The sequence below is a fragment of the uncultured Pigmentiphaga sp. genome, assembly GCF_937950555.1.
Classification (GTDB): domain Bacteria; phylum Pseudomonadota; class Gammaproteobacteria; order Burkholderiales; family Burkholderiaceae_B; genus Pigmentiphaga.
Genome location: NZ_CALFCW010000008.1, coordinates 1 through 17,383 on the forward strand (window position 1 = coordinate 1; position 17,383 = coordinate 17,383).

Annotated in this window: 17 protein-coding genes; 9 read left to right on the top strand and 8 right to left on the bottom strand. The window is 65.0% G+C overall.

Features of this window, described 5'->3' with window-relative positions:
• Nucleotides 1–524 (bottom strand): MmgE/PrpD family protein (locus Q0319_RS00600; RefSeq protein WP_299450198.1); only part of this gene is annotated, 524 nt, incomplete at its 3' end.
• A 46-nt stretch (nt 525–570) separates the two neighbouring features.
• Nucleotides 571–1,548: a tripartite tricarboxylate transporter substrate binding protein gene (locus Q0319_RS00605; protein WP_299450200.1), complete on the bottom strand. Its 978-nt coding sequence runs from the start codon at nt 1,546–1,548 to the stop codon at nt 571–573.
• A 172-nt stretch (nt 1,549–1,720) separates the two neighbouring features.
• On the opposite strand from Q0319_RS00605, the gene Q0319_RS00610 reads away from it, so the two are divergent.
• The 9 genes from Q0319_RS00610 (at nt 1,721) to Q0319_RS00650 (ending at nt 11,424) form a co-directional block, all read left to right on the top strand.
• Nucleotides 1,721–2,755 carry an Ldh family oxidoreductase gene (locus tag Q0319_RS00610; protein ID WP_299450202.1) on the top strand — a complete coding sequence of 345 codons (1,035 nt, stop codon included), beginning with the start codon at nt 1,721–1,723 and terminating at the stop codon, nt 2,753–2,755.
• A gap of 97 nt (nt 2,756–2,852) precedes the next feature.
• Nucleotides 2,853–3,803: a GntR family transcriptional regulator gene (locus Q0319_RS00615; RefSeq protein WP_299450204.1), complete on the top strand. Its 951-nt coding sequence runs from the start codon at nt 2,853–2,855 to the stop codon at nt 3,801–3,803.
• A gap of 72 nt (nt 3,804–3,875) precedes the next feature.
• Nucleotides 3,876–4,865 carry a bifunctional riboflavin kinase/FAD synthetase gene (locus Q0319_RS00620; protein WP_296467709.1) on the top strand — a complete coding sequence of 330 codons (990 nt, stop codon included), beginning with the start codon at nt 3,876–3,878 and terminating at the stop codon, nt 4,863–4,865.
• A gap of 167 nt (nt 4,866–5,032) precedes the next feature.
• Nucleotides 5,033–7,849: an isoleucine--tRNA ligase gene (gene ileS / locus Q0319_RS00625; protein ID WP_299450206.1), complete on the top strand. Its 2,817-nt coding sequence runs from the start codon at nt 5,033–5,035 to the stop codon at nt 7,847–7,849.
• Nucleotides 7,849–8,343 (top strand): signal peptidase II, encoded by a 495-nt coding sequence (lspA, locus tag Q0319_RS00630; protein ID WP_296467696.1) that lies wholly within the window; start codon nt 7,849–7,851, stop codon nt 8,341–8,343. Before ileS ends, lspA begins: the two co-directional genes overlap by 1 nt.
• 126 nt (nt 8,344–8,469) lie before the next feature.
• The gene (coaBC, locus tag Q0319_RS00635) at nt 8,470–9,663 is read left to right on the top strand and encodes a bifunctional phosphopantothenoylcysteine decarboxylase/phosphopantothenate--cysteine ligase CoaBC (protein WP_296467694.1); all 1,194 of its coding nucleotides are present in this window, start codon (nt 8,470–8,472) and stop codon (nt 9,661–9,663) included.
• Nucleotides 9,664–9,681: 18 nt separating this feature from the next.
• Nucleotides 9,682–10,251 (top strand): hypothetical protein, encoded by a 570-nt coding sequence (locus tag Q0319_RS00640; RefSeq protein WP_299450209.1) that lies wholly within the window; start codon nt 9,682–9,684, stop codon nt 10,249–10,251.
• Entirely contained in the window at nt 10,248–10,697 is a 450-nt protein-coding gene (gene dut, locus Q0319_RS00645; RefSeq protein ID WP_299450211.1) for a dUTP diphosphatase, read from the top strand. The genes Q0319_RS00640 and dut overlap by 4 nt, the downstream gene beginning before the upstream one ends.
• Nucleotides 10,698–10,701: 4 nt before the next feature.
• Complete coding sequence (locus tag Q0319_RS00650) at nt 10,702–11,424, top strand: GntR family transcriptional regulator (RefSeq protein WP_299450214.1); 723 nt, start codon at nt 10,702–10,704, stop codon at nt 11,422–11,424.
• Between the two features lie 13 nt (nt 11,425–11,437).
• Here the strand turns inward: Q0319_RS00650 and Q0319_RS00655 are convergent, their stop codons facing one another.
• The 6 genes from Q0319_RS00655 to Q0319_RS00680 form a co-directional block, all read right to left on the bottom strand.
• A complete protein-coding gene (locus Q0319_RS00655; RefSeq protein ID WP_299450217.1) occupies nt 11,438–12,181 on the bottom strand; it encodes an SDR family oxidoreductase in 744 nt (247 codons plus the stop codon).
• Nucleotides 12,182–12,185: 4 nt separating this feature from the next.
• Nucleotides 12,186–13,160 (bottom strand): tripartite tricarboxylate transporter substrate binding protein, encoded by a 975-nt coding sequence (locus Q0319_RS00660; protein ID WP_299450220.1) that lies wholly within the window; start codon nt 13,158–13,160, stop codon nt 12,186–12,188.
• Nucleotides 13,161–13,242: 82 nt separating this feature from the next.
• Nucleotides 13,243–14,664, bottom strand: coding sequence for an MmgE/PrpD family protein (locus Q0319_RS00665; protein ID WP_299450223.1), 1,422 nt, complete (start codon nt 14,662–14,664; stop codon nt 13,243–13,245).
• 33 nt (nt 14,665–14,697) lie between these two features.
• Entirely contained in the window at nt 14,698–15,537 is an 840-nt protein-coding gene (locus Q0319_RS00670) for a fumarylacetoacetate hydrolase family protein (protein WP_299450225.1), read from the bottom strand.
• 18 nt (nt 15,538–15,555) lie between these two features.
• Nucleotides 15,556–16,038, bottom strand: a complete 483-nt coding sequence (locus tag Q0319_RS00675) for an aromatic-ring-hydroxylating dioxygenase subunit beta (protein ID WP_299450227.1) — start codon at nt 16,036–16,038, stop codon at nt 15,556–15,558.
• 24 nt (nt 16,039–16,062) lie between these two features.
• Nucleotides 16,063–17,370: an aromatic ring-hydroxylating dioxygenase subunit alpha gene (locus tag Q0319_RS00680; RefSeq protein WP_299450229.1), complete on the bottom strand. Its 1,308-nt coding sequence runs from the start codon at nt 17,368–17,370 to the stop codon at nt 16,063–16,065.
• Nucleotides 17,371–17,383: the final 13 nt, after the last annotated feature.

A 17,383-nucleotide genomic window follows, 5' to 3' on the forward strand; every position in this document is an offset into this window, starting at 1 on the left:
TGCTCTTCCGATCTAACTGCCGCTCCCAACGCGCCGCACGTAGGCGTGCCTTGGAAGCCTCGCAACGAATGCTCGGGCTGGATGGACATACCCACGCGAATGGCGACCTCATAACCCGCCAGCACCGCGGTCAGCAGTTCCCGGCCGCCGGCTTGCGCGACCTCGGCCGCCGCCAGCGCCGCAGGCCAGATGCACACGCCCGGATGGATGATGGCCGCGACATGGGAATCGTCCCAGTCCAGGCTGCCAGCAGCAGTGCCGTTGATGAACGCAGCCCGCGCAGCCTCGACTTTCCGGCCGGCGTACAAGAGGCTTGCCCGCTGTGGGCCTTCGATGCTACCGAAAGCCCCGAGCACGGCCCGGGTCCAGGGCTTGTCGCTCCCCACGGCCGCCGCGCGGAACATATCGATCATCAGTACTGGCATGAGCGCCCGTACATGCGGCGGCACCTGCTCCCAGTCGAGCGAGGCGGCGAACCGCGCGAGTTCGTCGGTTACGGCAATGGCAGCATCTGGGGGCGTCATCGCCGGGCTCCGGGCATGAAAGGGGATGGACGCGAAAAGTAGCCACTCATTCCGGCGCAATGCCGGCGGCCTTGACCACCTTGCCCCAGCGCTCGTAATCCGCGCGCAAATAAGCAGTCAGGTCTTCCGGGGTGCCGGTCAGCAACCCGACCCCTTCGGCATTAAAGCGCTGGACCGTGTCCGGATTGGACAAGATCTTGGTTACCGCGGCGTTGAGCTTGTCCACGATATCCCTGGGCAGCCCTGCCGGCCCCCACATGCCCCACCATTGATTCGCTTCGAACCCAGGCAATGCCGATTCGGCGATCGTCGGAAGCCCCGGCGCCAGCGGCGTCGGCTTCAAGCTCGTGATGGCTAGGCCGCGCAGCTTGCCCGTTTTGACCATCGGCGCCACGCTCGCGACATTGGCGAACAGCACGGAGACCTGCCCCGCGGCCGTATCCGCCACGGCCGGCGCCGCACCTTTGTACGGCACGTGCAGCATTTTCACTCCCGCCTGCTGCATGAACATCTCCCCCATCAGGTGGCTAAGCGTGCCGACGCCATTCGAGCCGAAAGCGATCTTTCCCGGCTCTGCCTTGGCGGCCGCGATCAAGTCCCCCACCGTCTTGTACGGAAGCGTCGCCGTCACCACCAATTCATTGGTGGCATAGCCGACGAGGGAAATTGGGGTAAAGCTCGTGAAAGGATCGTAGGGTCGCTTGGCCGTCAGATGTGGGTTGATCGACATCGTGCTGGAAGAGGTAACCAGCAACGTATAGCCGTCCGGCGTAGCCCGCGCCACGGAGCTGGTGCCAATGGCCCCGCCTGCTCCTGCCCGGTTGTCGACCACGAATGACTGGCCGAATTCCTTGCCCAGTTCCTGCGCCAGCATCCGAATCACGACGTCCGCCGCTCCGCCCGGCGGAAAGGGTGATACCAACGTGACCGCACGACTGGGGTAGGCCTGTGCAAAGGCGCTCGAACCCACGCCCAGCGCCACAGCGGTGAGCAAGGTCTTGACGATGTGAACGGAAGCTTTCAAGTGTGTCTCCTCCATGGCAAAGGGCCTGCAGCGCTCGCAGCCGTGGGTCTGTCGCCCCGGTTCTGTCACTTCTTCGATTCATGATTGCATATTTACGAATATAACTGCAATATTTTTCGGAACATGCGACTGCCGGGATCCCCCTTGGCAGAAGCCAGACCAAAGGAAAACCATGGGCGAGCCCACTGTTGTGCGAATCCCTGAAGACGAATTGCTGGCGCTGGCAACCCAGGCGCTCGTGCGCTGCGGCATGGCACAAGCCGCAGCGCGCGAAGCCGCCCGGATCCTGGTCTTGGCAGATTTGCTCGGGCTCGCCACCCACGGCGTCAGCCGCATCGAGTCGTACGGCGAGCGGCTCAAACTCGGCGGCATCGCAGCCCGTCCCGAAATCTCTCTCGAGCGGGTGGCGCAAACACTGGCGCGGCTGGACGGCGGCAACGGGGTCGGCCCGCTGGTGGGAATGCGGGCGCTGGAAGCCGCCATGCAGATGACGCGTGAAAACGGCGTCGGCATCGTTTTCGCACGCGGCAGCAATCACTTCGGCCCCATCGCGCCGTACGCCTACCTGGCAGCACAGGAAGGCTTCGCCAGCATGATTTGCAGCAACGCCACGCTGACCATCACCCCGTGGGGAGGACGCGAAGCGCGGCTGGGGAACAACCCGATCGGATTCGGCATTCCGAATCCTGCGGGGCAACCCGTCATCCTGGACATGGCCATCAGCGTCGCCGCCCGCGCCAAGATCCGCCAGGCGCTCCAGCGCGGCGAACCGATCCCTCCTACCTGGGCGACCGACGCGGACGGACGGCCCACCAGCGACCCCCGCGCCGCGCTAGCAGGTTTCCTGCTGCCCATGGGCGGACACAAGGGCTATGGACTGGCCCTGATCGTGGACTTGCTGGCGGGACTGCTGTCGGGCGCGGCCTATCTCACCCACGTCAAATCCTGGGTCGATGCTCCCGACTCGCCCCAGAACCTGGGTCACTTCTTCTTGTTATTCGACACTGCCAGGCTGGGCAGCCCGGAATGGCTCGCGCAGCGCATGACAGATTTCCGCGCCATATTGGTCGGTACACCGCCGGTGGATCCCGAACGCCCGGTGCTGCTCCCGGGCGACATCGAAATGGCCAAGCTGATGCACCAGCGCGAGCACGGCATCGAACTGCCTGCCGAAACCTATGAAATGGTGAAGCGGTACGCCGCGTAGCGCCCAAGCTCCGGTGCGGAAAAACGCTAACATCGTGCCTCAGCGACGCCCGAAGCGGCGCGCAGCCGCTTTCTCCGCACGCAGACCCGACCGGAACATGCCGACCGCCAAACGCCCGCGCCGCAAACGTCGCAAAGCCGTCGTTCCCGAATTAGCTGGCCGCATCCTCGTCCACATCAATACGGAAAATTTTCCGCCCGGCTCGCACCTGACTGCGCAGTCGTTGGCGGACCGCTTCGGCGCGTCGCGCTGGACCGTCAGCCAGGCGCTCGAAATCCTCGCCGGCAAAGGCGTGCTGCGTCACGAGGCCAACCGCGGCTATTTCGTTTCCGGCGCCCGTCCGTCCAGGCCCGAGCAGTTGGGGCTGAACGCGCAGCCGGAGCTCACGCGCGTCTATTTCCAGATTGCCGAAGATCGATTGCAAGGCCGGCTCGACGACCACGTCACGGAAACTTACCTGCGCCAGACCTACCATCTCACGCACCGCCAGCTGACCGAACTGCTGAGCAAGATTTCGCGCGAGGGGTGGGCCGAGCGCCGCATTGGCTACGGCTGGACCTTCTCGCCCATTCTGAAGACCCCCGAGTCGCTCACCCAAACCTACAGCGTGCGCGTTGCACTGGAACCCGCCGCGCTGTTGGAGCCGACCTTCCGCCTCGCGCCAGAAGCCGTCGCCAGGTTGCGCGAAATCGAGCACCACATCCTCTCCGGCGGCGCTAGAACCATGACGGCCGATGAACTCTACGAGCGCGCCGTCAACTTCCACGAAACGCTGGCCGAGGCGTCGCAGAACCCGTTTTTCATCGACGTGCTCCGGCGCATCAACAAAGTGCGGCGGCTATTGGTTTACCGTTCCATGGTTGACCGCGAGCGCTATTACCACCAGGCCGAAGAGCACCTGCACATTCTCGATTTGCTCGAAGCCGGCCGCAACCAGGAGGCTGCCGAAGCAATGCGCGGCCACCTGCTGGGAGTGATGGCCAAACTGCGCGCGGGCCCGGGTGCCGAGGACGCGCCTATAATCGGGAATCTGCATGCGGGCAACTAGCCCGTGTCCAATCCTCTTGCTTTCGCGTTGTCCGGCTTGAATTCGTCTCCGCCCTCACCCTCGACGCCCGCCCTGCGCATCTTCAGGGGTTTGCCGCCGCCCGCGCTGCGCCAGCCGTGCGCGCTCGCGATCGGCAACTTCGATGGCGTCCACCGGGGCCACCAGGCCATCCTCGCCCGGGTCAAGCAAGCCGCCGAAGAACGCGGGCTGGTGCCCACCGTCATGACTTTCGAGCCGCACCCGCGCGAATTTTTCGCCGAACTGCACAAGCGGCCGGAACTCGCTCCCACCCGCATTGCGGGGCTGCGCGACCAGCTTTGTGCGCTCGCCCGCTGCGGCATGCGGCACGTCGTGGTGGAAAAATTCAACGAGCGGCTGGCCGCCATGCCGGCGCAGGAATTCATCGACAAGCTGCTGGTGGACGGACTGCACGTGAAATGGCTGCTGGTCGGCGACGACTTCCGCTTCGGCGCCCACCGCACCGGCGACATCGCGCTCTTGCGCGCCAATGCCGCCCGCCATGGATTCGAAGTCGAGTCCATGGACTCGGTCACCGACCATGGCCAGCGCATCTCGAGCTCTGCCATCCGCACCGCGCTGGCGGTCGGCGACCTGGATCGCGCCGCCGGCCTGCTCGGTCACCCCTATACCGTCAGCGGCCACGTCATCCACGGCCAGAAACTGGGGCGCACGCTCGGGTTCCCTACGCTGAACTTGCGGGTCTCGCGGCGCTGCCCTGCCCTCTCGGGCATCTTCGTGGTGCAAGTGCGCGGGCTCGCGCCCCAGCCCCTTCCGGGCGTCGCGAGCCTGGGGGTGCGCCCGACGGTGGACGACAGCGGCCGGGTCCTGCTGGAAGTCCACGTCTTCGATTTCAGCGGCAACGCTTACGGTAAACTCGTGCAGGTGGAATTCCTGAAAAAACTGCGCGATGAAGAAAAATTCGTCGATCTGCCGACCCTGAAGGCGGCGATCGAGAACGACGCGCGCCAAGCTCGAGCCTATTTCGCGTCCAGCCATCTGGCCCAGGCAGACCTTGCCACGTCCGCGACGGATCGAATTTAGCGGGAAGCCCGCCCTCCCGCGGCCAACGGCCGCGCCCGTCGGGGGCGACGCCAGCGGACGATGCAACGGCGTCCGCCGCGTCCCGGGTCGAAAGCCCCCATGCCGAGCGACATTCCCAAGCTTGCCCGCCCCGCGAACGGGGCTGTTGTGCAAAACCGTGTGTTTCCATGGACTACAAGAAAACTCTCAATCTTCCCGACACCCCGTTCCCGATGCGCGGCGATCTCGCCAAGCGCGAGCCCGGCTGGGTCGCAGCCTGGGAAGAGAAGCGCGTCTACCAGGCCATACGCGCCGCGAGCGCGGGGCGCCCCCGCTTCGTGCTGCATGACGGGCCGCCCTATGCCAACGGCGACATCCACCTCGGACACGCGGTCAACAAGATTCTCAAGGACATCATCGTCAAGAGCCGCACGCTGGCTGGATTCGATGCGCCTTACGTGCCGGGCTGGGACTGCCACGGCATGCCCATCGAAATCCAGATCGAGAAGAAATACGGCAAGGGCCTGCCGGTGGAAGAAGTGCAGGCCAAGGCGCGCGCCTACGCCGCCGAGCAGATCGAGCGCCAGAAGAAAGACTTCAAGCGCCTCGGCGTGCTGGGCGACTGGGACAACCCGTACCTGACGATGAACCCGCGCAACGAAGCCGATGAGCTGCGCGCGCTGGGCGCCATCCTGAAAAAGGGGTTCGTCTTCCGGGGCCTCAAGCCCGTCAACTGGTGTTTCGATTGCGGCTCGGCCTTGGCCGAAGCGGAAGTCGAGTACGCGGACCGCACCGACCCGGCCATCGACGTGGCCTTCCCCTTCGCCGACAAACCGGCGCTCGCCAAGGCCTTCGGCCTGCCTTCGATCGAGGAAGACGGCGCCATCGTCATCTGGACCACCACGCCGTGGACCATTCCCTCCAACCAGGCGCTGAACGTCCACCCTGAAATCGAGTACGCGCTGGTGCGCGTCAACACCCCGCAGGCCTGGGGCACGCTGCTCATCATCGCCCGCGAGCGGGTCGAGGCATGCCTGCAGAGCTGGGACCTCGAAGGCGAAGTCGTTGCCACCTGCAAGGGGCAGGCACTCGACCACATTGCCTTCCGCCACCCCTTGGCACGCCAGGACGCGGGCTACGATCGGCTGTCTCCGGTCTACCTCGGCGACTACGTGACCCTGGACACCGGCACGGGCATCGTCCACTCCGCGCCCGCCTACGGGATCGAAGACTTTGTTTCCTGCAAGCAGAACGGCCTGCAGGACGCAGACATCATCAACCCCGTCATGGGCGACGGCCGCTATGCGTCGAGCCTGCCGCTGTTCGGCGGCCTCTCCATCTGGGACGCCAACCCGAAGATCGTGGCCGCGCTGGAAGAGGCTGGCACGCTGCTCAAGGTCGAGAAACTGCGCCACAGCTACATGCATTGCTGGCGCCACAAGACGCCCATCATTTACCGCGCCACTAGTCAATGGTTCGCCGGCATGGACATCGAACCTGCCGAAGGCGGCGGCACGCTGCGCGAGCGCGCCCTGGCAGGCATCGAAGCCACGCGCTTCTACCCCTCCTGGGGCAAGGCGCGGCTGCAGGCCATGATCGCCAACCGTCCTGACTGGACGCTCTCGCGCCAGCGCCAATGGGGCGTACCCATGGCCTTCTTCGTGCACAAAGAAACGGGCGAGCTCCATCCCCGTACGCCCGAGCTCATCGAGCAGGTGGCGCAACGCATCGAGCAAGGCGGCATCGAGGCATGGCAATCGCTGGATCCGCGCGAGCTGCTGGGCGACGAGGCCGACCAATACGAAAAGAACCGCGACACGCTGGACGTCTGGTTCGATTCGGGCACGACCCACCAGACCGTGCTGCGCGGCTCGCACGCGGCCGAGACGGCCTGGCCCGCAGACCTCTACCTGGAGGGCTCGGACCAGCACCGCGGTTGGTTCCACTCCTCGCTGCTGACCAGCTGCATGCTGAACGGCACGCCGCCCTACAAGGCCCTGCTCACTCACGGCTTCACCGTCGATGGCCAGGGCCGCAAGATGAGCAAGTCGCTCGGCAACACGCTGGCCCCGCAAAAGATCGCCGACACGCTGGGCGCCGAGATCCTGCGCCTGTGGATCGCCAGCACCGACTACTCGGGCGAGCTCTCGATCTCGGACGAAATCCTCAAGCGCGTGGTGGAATCGTATCGCCGCATCCGCAATACGCTGCGCTTCCTGCTGGCCAACCTGAGCGACTTCGACATCGCCACCCAGGCCGTTGCCGACGACCGCCTGTTCGAGATCGACCGCTATGCGCTCGCCATGACCGCGCGCATGCAGGAGGAGATCACGGCCTTCTACGACCGCTACGAATTCCACCCTGCAACCGCCCGGCTGCAGACGTTCTGCTCGGAAGACCTTGGCGCGTTCTATCTGGACATCCTGAAAGACCGCCTCTACACCACTGCCCCCGACAGCACGGCCCGCCGGTCGGCGCAGACGGCACTCTGGCACATTACCCAAGCCTTGCTCAAGCTGATGGCGCCCATTCTCTCGTTCACCGCGGAAGAGGCCTGGGCGCTAGTCCGGAAAGACTCCCCGAGCATCTTCACCGAAGTCTTCCACGTCCTCCCGGCGCCGGCCGACGCACAGGAACTGCTGCAAAAATGGAACCGTATCCGGGAGCTGCGCGGCGACGTGACCAAGAAGCTCGAGGAAGTCCGCGCTGCCGGCGGCATCGGCTCCTCGCTCCAAGCCGAGGTCGACATTTATGCGCCGGCGCCCGACTACGCGCTCCTCGCCAGCCTGGGCCAGGACTTGCGCTTCGTGCTGATCGTCTCGCGCGCGGACGTGCACGCGGCAGAAGGCACGCTGCGCATCGAGGTCACGCCGTCCAGCCACCACAAGTGCGAGCGCTGCTGGCACTGGCGCGAGGACGTGGGCGTGGACCCCGAACGGCCCGAGATCTGCGGCCGCTGCGTCGCCAACCTGGACGGCGCCGGCGAACCGCGCGAGTTCGCCTGATGACGGCCGCTTCGTCGCACGCCCGGCTGGGCGGCTGGCTCGCGGTCGCCGCGCTCGTCATCGTCGCCGACCAGGCCACCAAGATCGCGGTCGACCGGCTGTTCAGCTACGGCGAGCGGCTGCCGCTGCTGCCGATGCTCGACCTCACGCTGCTGTACAACCGTGGCGCGGCCTTCAGTTTCCTGGCCGGCGCCGACGGCTGGCAGCGCTGGTTCTTCACCGTCCTGGCGCTCGCCGTATCGGGCTTCATCGTCTGGATGCTGGCGCGCCACGGCAGCCAGCGCCTGTTCTCCTGGGCGCTGGCCCTCATCCTGGGCGGCGCGCTAGGCAACGTCATCGACCGCTTCATTCACGGACACGTCATCGACTTCGTGCTGGTCTATTACGGCGACTGGTTCTTTCCCGCCTTCAACCTGGCTGACTCCGCCATCACCGTCGGCGCGGCACTGCTGATCCTCGACGAAATCAGGAAAAAACCCCGCCGCCCGGCCTGACGGGCGACCGGCTCCCCGGCGCCGGCAAGGCGACCCGCCACCGCGACCCTGCCGGCCACCAATCGCCCGCGAACGCGCACAGGCCGGGCCGTATAATGGGCACATCCCATCCTCTTTGCCCGGCCCATGTCCGACCTCGCCAACAAGCGCATCGTCCTTGGTATGACCGGCGGCATCGCCTGCTACAAGATCTGCGAGCTGGTGCGCCGCATGACCGAGCGCGGCGCAACCGTGGACGTGGTCATGACCGAAGCCGCGACGCACTTCATCACGCCGGTCACGATGCAGGCGCTCTCCGGGCGCCCGGTCTTCGTCGATCAATGGGATCCGCGCGTGCCCAACAACATGGCGCACATCAACTTGACGCGCGGCGCCGATGCCATCCTGGTCGCCCCGGCCAGCACCGACTTCATGGCCAAGCTCGCGCACGGGCTGGCCGATGACCTGCTCGCCACGCTGTGCGTGGCCCGCGCCTGCCCCTTGCTCATCGTTCCGGCCATGAACCGCGAAATGTGGGCCAATCCTGCCACGCAACGCAATGCCGCCCAACTGCGAGCCGACGGCGTCACACTGCTCGGTCCGACCGAAGGCGACCAAGCCTGCGGCGAAGTGGGTTCGGGACGCATGCTCGAGCCGCACGAAATCCTCGAAGACCTCATTGCCTACTTCCAGCCCAAGGCGTTGGCCGGGAAACGCGTGCTGGTCACTGCCGGCCCCACTTCGGAACCCATCGATCCCGTGCGCGTGCTCACTAACGTATCGTCGGGCAAGATGGGCTACGCCATCGCGCGCGCGGCGCGCGAGGCCGGCGCCGAGGTAACGCTGGTCTCCGGCCCAACTGCGCTGGCTGCGCCGCGAGGCGTGCGCCGCATAGACGTCACGACGGCGCACGACATGCTCGATGCCGTCATGGGCCGGGCCGATTCGGCCGACATCTTCATCGCCGTGGCGGCCGTGGCCGACTGGCGGGTGAAAGAGGTCAGCGCGAGCAAGCTCAAGAAAACGGACGGCGGCGCGCCCCCTGTGCTGGAATTCGTGCAGAATCCCGACATCTTGGGCACGGTCGCCGCGCTACCGCGGCCGCCTTACTGCGTGGGCTTTGCGGCCGAAACCGAAGACCTCGCCCGCCATGCTGCGGAAAAGCGCGCGCGCAAGGGCGTGCCGCTCCTGGTCGGCAACCTGGCCCAGGAGGTGCTGGGGCGCGACGACACCACCTTGGTCCTGTACGACGATGCCGGCGAGCATCCGCTGCCGCGTAGCTCCAAGCTCGCGGCGGCCCGGCAGCTCGTCGCGGAAATCGCTCGACGCGTCGCTGCGTAAACGACGAGGAAACCCGCCATGCCTTTCGATTCGGAGCCGCCAGACGGCGATTACGCCGCCTACATCGACAAGCTAGTCAACCGCGGCACCGGAACGCCGGGGGCTCAGCGTCTACTCAAGACCAGCGCCAAAGGGTTCCGGTCCGCGCTGGGCCTGCCGCGAGGGCGACAAGATGCGCTCGGCCCCGGGCAACAATACGCGACCGGCACCGGCCTGCCCTCGGCGCCGACGGCACCCGTCTCGCGGGCCGAGGGCATGCCCGCCGGCATCAGCGAACCCGCCTCGCAGGCCACGCTCGCCCGGCAGGGCCGCGATGCCGTCGGCGGCACGGTGCAGACCCTGCTCGGCTTGTTGTTCGCCGTGCTCACCGCCGGCAGCATCGCCTCGGCACTCATGGACGAAGACCCACTGGAACCGGGCAACATCGTCCGCACCATCATCCTGCTCGTCCTCGCCCGGACTTTCTTCCGGCAGGGCAGCCGGAAGCTCCGCGGCGCCTCCGCGATGCCTCCCTCGCCCCTGCCCCCCTTCGTCCCGCCGGCGCGCTCGACGGGCCGCCCCCCACGCTCCCCCCACCGCAAGGCATGAAATCCGTAGACCTGAAGATTCTCGATGCGCGCATGCGCGACTACCTTCCCTCGTACGCAACCCCGGGCTCGGCGGGGCTGGACCTGCGCGCCTGCCTGGACACGCCGCTGACGGTCTCGCCCGGGCAAACCGTCCTGGTGCCGACCGGCTTGGCCATCCATATCGCAGACCCGGGCTATGCCGCCCTCATCCTGCCCAGGTCGGGCCTGGGGCACAAGCACGGCATCGTGCTGGGCAACCTGGTGGGATTGATCGATTCAGACTACCAGGGGCAACTGATGGTCTCGACCTGGAACCGCGGAAGCGAGCCTTTCGTGCTGCAGCCCATGGACAGGCTCGCCCAGATGGTCATCGTGCCCGTGGCGCAGGTAGGCTTCAACATCGTGGACGAGTTCGAAGAATCCGATCGCGGCGCAGGAGGCTTCGGCAGCACGGGCAAGCACTGACCGTATGGACACGGCCAAGACCAACGGGTTTGCCGCCGATACGCACCATGAGGCGGTGCGCATTTATGAAGCCCTGCGCAAGGGCATATTCCGTGGGGAAATCCTGCCTGGCGACGAGCTGAACCAGGTCCATATTTCCCAGCAGTACGGCGTCAGCCGCACGCCGGTGCGGGAAGCCTTGCGCATGCTCCAGGCGGATGGTCTGGCCGAGGCGCGGTTCAAGTACCGCATGACGGTCACCCAACTCACCGCCGAAGAAGTCGACCAGATCTACGGGCTGTGGATCGCCTGCCAGGCCATCGCCACTCAGGTATCCATGGGCCAGCTCAGCCGCGCGGAACTGGCAGCCTGCAAGAAGATCGTGGACAAAATGGCGCGCCAGTCGAGCGAACACTCGAGTCAATGGCGCGACCTGCACCTCGAGTTCCACCGCCGCCTGAACCGCCCAGCCGGGAAGATGTACATCGACAAAATAGACGAATACTGGCACAGGACGGAGCGCGCGCGCTATTCGCTCGAACAATCCTCGCCTTCGATCTTCGTCGACGACGGCGGCGACCATGCCGGCTTGCTCAAAGCCTACGAACGGGAAGACCTCGAAGCCGCGCAACGCATCCAAACCCTGCAGCTGGTACGTTCGGCCACGGCTTCGATGAAACTGATCGACCCCGACTACACCCCCATCTTCATGCAGAATGCAGTCGCGGTCTTGCGGGTGCGGCTGTAACCCCCGCGGAGGCTCAATCCATGAAGCGTCCGCCGGACATGTTCAGCGTTTCGCCGGTGATGTAGCCGGACATGCGCGACGCCAGGAACAAAGCCGCGCCCGCGGCCTCCTCCGAGCGTCCGACGCGGCCGACCGGAATGCCTTTCAGTACGTGTGCAAGATCCTCCCCGGTCTTGGTCACCTGCACGTCGAACAATGCGGTCGCAATCGCATTGACCGTCACGCCGTTCGCCGCCACTTCGGCCGCCAGCGAACGGGTAAAGGCGATCAGGCCGCCCTTGGCCGCGGCATAAGGACTCACCCCGGGATGAGCGCCGGTCTTGCCGGACATCGAGCAGAACGACAGCAGCCGGCCGAAGCCGCGCTGCGTCATGCGTGCAGCGGCCTCGCGCAGCAACAGCACGGGCAGGACCAGCTCCTCGCGCGCGACCTGCGCATACACCGCCGGGTCGAGCTCCAAGGCCTTGCCCACGGATACCGGCGGCGACACGAAGATCAATGCGTCGAGCGGGCCGTTGGTGGCCTCTGCCCGGTCGACCAATGCGCAGGCGGCGGCTGGATCCGCGCCCGGCGGCACACGTTCGCCAGGCACATCCGTGCCGCCTTCCTGCGTCAGGTAGCCGGCATAGACCTTGGCGCCATGGGCCAAGAAGCCGCGCACCACTGCAGGCCCCACGCCGCCCTCCGCCCCGACCACCAGCACCGACATGTCACGCACGTCGATGACGGCGGGAAATTGCTGCGCTCCAGCCTGCATCACCTCACTCCTCTGCCTTGATGTTGTACTTCGCGATTACTTCGCCGTAGCGCTTGAATTCGTTTTGAATGAATGCGCGCATTTCCTCGGTGGTGGACGGACGCATGGTCAGGCCGAACTTATCGAGCTGGCCGCGCACCGGGTCCTTGCTGACGACGGCGTGGATGTCGCGATAGAGTTTGTCCGCGATGGGAGCCGGCACTCCGGTCGGCAGCATGAAGCCATACCACGCCTCGGTCGAAAACTCCGTCACGCCCAATTCTGCGAACGAAGGAATATCAGGTGCATGCGAGTTGCGCTCTGGCGCCGCCACGCCCAATGCCTTCAGCTGTCCAGACGCCAGGTAGGGCTGGACGGTGTGCGTGGCGATGAAGAACGCCTCGACCTGCCCGCCGATGAGGTCCGTCACTGCGGGCGCCGTGCCCTTGTACGGCACATGCAGGAATTCGGTACCAGTCTTCTGCTGCAACTGGGCGAGGAAAATGTGCGACGGCGAGCCGATGCCGGCGCTCGCGAACGCAACCTTGCCGCGGTTCGCGCGAGCGTAGTCCAGGAACTCCGACAAGCTCTTGAAGCGCGATTTGCCCGACACCACCAGCGTCATGTCGCCATACCCCGCGATGATCAGCGGTTGCAGATCGCGCATGGGCACGAAGGTCTCCGACTTCATCAGATGGGCGGTCACGGAGATGTTGCTGCCCATGACGCCCACGGTGTAGCCGTCCGGCTGCGCTTGGGCAAGAACCTGCGCCCCGACGTGGCCTGACGCGCCCAGGCGGTTCTCCACGACCACGGGCACCTTCCAGACCTTGGACAATTCTTCTCCGGCCAGGCGGGCGATCCGGTCGGGCCCAGTGCCCTGGGAGTACGGCACGATGAACCTGATGGGCTTGGACGGAAAATCATCGGCCGCGGCAAGCGAGGCGGTCAGGGTACAGCACACTGCGAGCAGGCATTTCCAAATAGAACGGCTAAGCATGGCAAGGACCTCTTACAGAAGCACTACACAGCACATCTACCGCCAGGCGCGTCACCCGCGCGGCACTCGAAAACGCCGGCTTTCAAACCAACGTCTTATCCACCAGACTGCGAACGTCGGCGCGTGCGTCGAAATCCGCGATGGCCGAGATCAACGCCTCGGCCTGAGAGGCCCGGGCCGACCCCAGGTTCTCCTTGAATTTCTCGATCAGGATGTCGAACGGCATCGGCGCTCCGGCCGTACCCGGTGCGGCCTCGCGGCCCCCACTCCATCGATTGCCGGCCAGGTCTTCGATGACGACTTCGGACAACAGGTTGGAAGGAGACGCCGATGCAACCGGCACCACTTCGATACGCCCATCCAGCAGCCGGCGAACGTCGGACGAATCGCGCATGGAGGCATCGAAACTGGATGGATCGATGGCGCCTTGCACCAAGGCCGCCGCCACGATGTATGGGAGGGAATGGTCCGCAGCCTCGCGCGTGCGCGGCGCGAAAGGCTCGAGGCGAATTTCATACAGATGGCGGTAGACGCCCGGATCGGCGTGCACGGTCACCTTCTCGATGGATGCCAGAGCGTGTCCGCCCGCGAGCATCGCGGCACGCGCCCGCAAGGCCGATTGAATGGCGCTTTGTCCGCGCGACCCGACGGGCCAGCGCTTGAAGCTCCCGCGCGCAATGCCTTCGAAGCACGTGATGCCCTCCAGGCGCTGCAGGGCCTGCTCGGCCTCTTCGCCGCTCACCTGCAGCTTGGCGAGGAAGCCGAACTTCCCTTCGAACGGGCGTACCACGCCTTCGACGCCGCACTTGGCCAGATAGCATGAATACACCGAATGCCGCACGCCATCGCCGCCGTTGAAGCGCTTCCACATGGTCAGCTCGCCATGCGCATCGAACTCGGAAGACTCGACCTCGAGCGAGGGGTAATTGGCATTCACGGTAATCGAGAAGGCATGCCGGAACTGGGTATGGTCGAGCCCGAGCATGCTGCCGATCGCGGCAGTCGCGCCCATCGCAGTCAGGCACGGATAATCCAGGCCCGCCCGGTCGGGATCAACGTAGTCGCTCATCGCGATGATCAACTCGTAGCCGAGGCAGAGCGCCCGCGCCACCTCCTCGCCGCTCGCTCCCGTGGCTTCCGCCACCGCGATCACGCCGGTCAGTATGTCGCTGGGATGCGCGCCGCCCAGACGCCCCATGTAGAAATCGTTGAAGTCGTACGCGCGCAAGGGCGGACTGTTGAGCAACGAGGCGTGTTCGATGCTGACGCGCTCGCCTGTTCCCCACAGCCTCGCTCCGCCCGACGGCAGGGAAAAACACGCGGCGAACTCGCGAGCCCGGATGGCCGCGCGGTGATCAAGCGCCCCCAGCACCACGCCGAACGAGTCGAGAAGAATCTTCCTGACGGCGTCATAGCACGACGGGCCGATCTCGAAACGGCTCGCCCGAACGCAGAACGCCGCCAGGCGGTCGAGGAACACATCATTGGGAGAAATGGCAGGCATGCGAAGTCCCATGAAGAAAGGGATCGTGAATGATTATTTGGTGATGCGATATTTCTGGGCGCCGAGGCCGGAGATACCGAGCTCGACGAGTTCCCCGCCTTGTAGGAAGCGCGGAGGCTTCATGCCCAGCCCCACGCCTGCGGGCGTGCCCGTGATGACTAGGTCGCCAGGCTCCAAGGTCATGCATTGGCTCAGATAACTGACGATGGTCGGACAGCGGAAGATCATCTGGCCGGTATTGCTGTCCTGCACGCGCTCACCGTCCACGGACAGCCAGATGTCGAGCGCATGGACATCGGGCACTTCGTCCCGGCTGACGAGATAGGGACCGATAGGACAAAAGCGATCGAAACTCTTGCCCTTGTCCCACTGGCCGCCCCGTTCGAGCTGGAAGGCACGGTCGGACAAATCGTTGGCCAACACGTAGCCGAAGATGTTCTGCGCCGCCTCGTCCTCGGACACGTCCCGGCAGCGCTTGCCGATGACGATGCCGAGCTCCACTTCCCAGTCCATCTTCACCGCCTTCTCCGGCTTGGGAACGTCGTCATAGGGTCCCGACAACGTCGACGGCGACTTCATGAACACGACGGGTTCTGTCGGAATCGGCATGTTCGACTCTTTGGCGTGGTCGACGTAGTTCAATCCGATGGCGACGATTTTCCCCGGGCGCGCGAGCGGCGCCCCCAGCCGGGGCGACCCATCCACTTTCGGCAACCGCTGCGGGTCGATGGCGCCCAGGCTGTCCTGCAGGCCACGCGCCAGGGCTTGGGCATCGATGTCGTGCAACAGCCCGGATAGGTCCCGCAGGCCGCCCTGCCCGTCCAATACACCGGGCCGTTCGCTGCCTTCGGCGCCGTACCTGACCAACTTCATGACTCGTGCTCCCTCTGTTCAGTAAATAAAGGCGAGATTGCCTTGCCAGCTGCCTCGATCGAGCAGGTGGACGCGCTTCTCGCGGATCCGGAATCCCTGTTCCCCACGCCGCAGGAGATAGTCGACACGCGCAACGATCGCGCTCTTTTCCCCAAGCCCCACCTGCGTCCAGTCTCCATCGCGGATTTCATGGATCACTTGGTTGCTCGAGACGCGCCAGCCGTCACCGTCCGCATCGGCCACGACGTTGGAGACGATGTGCAGGGTCCGCGAAGGAGGCTGCTGTGCCGGGAACCAGTGATTGAGCATGTGGTAGACGCGCTCTTCCCGTGCGAGCTTGTCGTCATTGACGATGGCGGCCTGCCTGCCCGGTTGCCCGTTCTCGACCAGGGGCACGACATACCTGCCGTCGTCGTCGAACAGGCCGAGCCAGTCTTCGAATGCGCGATCGTCCAGAAAGCGGGCCTCGCGATAAATGAACTGAGTGATGTCTTGCAACATTGCGCTTTCCATACGGTTCCTGCCTTACGCCTGCGTCGATGCCCGCTGCATCATGTGCTTCCATGCGCGCCATAGGGCGCGCTGCGGCGCTTCGCTGGAGGGCAGCCCCCGGTAATCGCCGCTCTCGGTTTTCTCGTCGGTGTCCATGCCACGGTCGAACACCAACCATTCCACGCCGCTTGCCCGCAGCCCTTGCGTCACCCGGGCAAACATCTCTGCATCGTCGGTCATCCCATAGCCGGAAGGACCGTAAAAGCGCTCCTGGCTACGCAGCATGCCGACGTTGAAGGCTTCAGGTGCCCCCTCCAATTCATAGGGATAGATCAGGACTTCCGTCTCATCGACGGATATCGGCCTCCAGACACGGATTTGCTGATGGATCATGCCCATCGTCGGAAACACGGTAGACGTCGCCTTGGAGGTGATGCGCGAGAACGCCTCGTCTCCATGCCGCTCCAGTAGGTCCCGGTACATGTTTCCGAACTCGCCGTCGAACAGATAGCTCGTATCGGCCGCCGGCACGCGTGCGAAACCGTGGCCTTGCCGGCAGGACCACGTTTCGCCGCGAAAGCGCTGCTCGCGCATCTCGCGCGAACTGCGGCCCTTGTGCACGCCAAAATCCCCGGTGCTGTCGCCGTACTTTGCCTGCAACTTCACGAACGCTCCGTGCGTGTGCATGAAGTGATACGCATCGACGATGTTCTCCGTCTGCAGTTTCCAGTTGCCTTTGTATCGGCAGACGTAGGGTTTCGAGGCGATGACGATGCGACCCGTCGGCGCGAGGTCGAGCTTGGCATCAATGACGGACTTGAGCTCGCCGAGATAAGAAACAAGCGGTTCGATGCCGGCGTCGAGCGAGGCGAACAACAAGCCGCGATAGCTTTCCAGGCGCGGCACGGGAACGAGCCCTTCGGGCTCGATGAAATTACTCCCGTAGCCCCCCGGATCATTGCGGTCGGAAATGAGGCGCGTCTTGCCGGAAAGATCGAAGATCCAACCGTGGTAGGGACAGCGCATTTCCTGCAAGACCCCTTGCGCTTCCCGCACCACTGCCGCACCGCGATGCACGCATCGGTTGAGAAAGGCACCGATCTTGCCTTCCTTGTCGCGTACGACGACCACAGGCTGGCGTCCCACATACGCGGTCTTAAAGCTGCCCGCCGACGAGAATTCGCTCTCGTGCCCGACGTAGATCCAGGTGCGCTCGAAGATGTGCTTCATCTCCAGCTCGAAAATCTCTTCGTCCGTGTACGCCTCGGTGCGTACCAAGAACTGCTGGCCTGGTATCTCGCGGACGCAATCCGCAACATCGATCTGGTGTGCCCTGCTCATGCTTGCCCTTGAC

Excerpts from the sequence above, each read along its gene's own strand:
- Q0319_RS00610 (WP_299450202.1), top strand. The coding sequence starts at position 1,721 with ATGGGCGAGCCCACTGTTGTGCGAATCCCTGAAGACGAATTGCTGGCG.
- Q0319_RS00615 (WP_299450204.1), top strand. The coding sequence starts at position 2,853 with ATGCCGACCGCCAAACGCCCGCGCCGCAAACGTCGCAAAGCCGTCGTT.
- ileS (WP_299450206.1), top strand. The coding sequence starts at position 5,033 with ATGGACTACAAGAAAACTCTCAATCTTCCCGACACCCCGTTCCCGATG.
- lspA (WP_296467696.1), top strand. The coding sequence starts at position 7,849 with ATGACGGCCGCTTCGTCGCACGCCCGGCTGGGCGGCTGGCTCGCGGTC.
- coaBC (WP_296467694.1), top strand. The coding sequence starts at position 8,470 with ATGTCCGACCTCGCCAACAAGCGCATCGTCCTTGGTATGACCGGCGGC.
- Q0319_RS00640 (WP_299450209.1), top strand. The coding sequence starts at position 9,682 with ATGCCTTTCGATTCGGAGCCGCCAGACGGCGATTACGCCGCCTACATC.
- dut (WP_299450211.1), top strand. The coding sequence starts at position 10,248 with ATGAAATCCGTAGACCTGAAGATTCTCGATGCGCGCATGCGCGACTAC.
- Q0319_RS00650 (WP_299450214.1), top strand. The coding sequence starts at position 10,702 with ATGGACACGGCCAAGACCAACGGGTTTGCCGCCGATACGCACCATGAG.
- Q0319_RS00655 (WP_299450217.1), bottom strand. The coding sequence starts at position 12,181 with ATGCAGGCTGGAGCGCAGCAATTTCCCGCCGTCATCGACGTGCGTGAC.
- Q0319_RS00660 (WP_299450220.1), bottom strand. The coding sequence starts at position 13,160 with ATGCTTAGCCGTTCTATTTGGAAATGCCTGCTCGCAGTGTGCTGTACC.
- Q0319_RS00665 (WP_299450223.1), bottom strand. The coding sequence starts at position 14,664 with ATGCCTGCCATTTCTCCCAATGATGTGTTCCTCGACCGCCTGGCGGCG.
- Q0319_RS00670 (WP_299450225.1), bottom strand. The coding sequence starts at position 15,537 with ATGAAGTTGGTCAGGTACGGCGCCGAAGGCAGCGAACGGCCCGGTGTA.
- Q0319_RS00675 (WP_299450227.1), bottom strand. The coding sequence starts at position 16,038 with ATGTTGCAAGACATCACTCAGTTCATTTATCGCGAGGCCCGCTTTCTG.
- Q0319_RS00680 (WP_299450229.1), bottom strand. The coding sequence starts at position 17,370 with ATGAGCAGGGCACACCAGATCGATGTTGCGGATTGCGTCCGCGAGATA.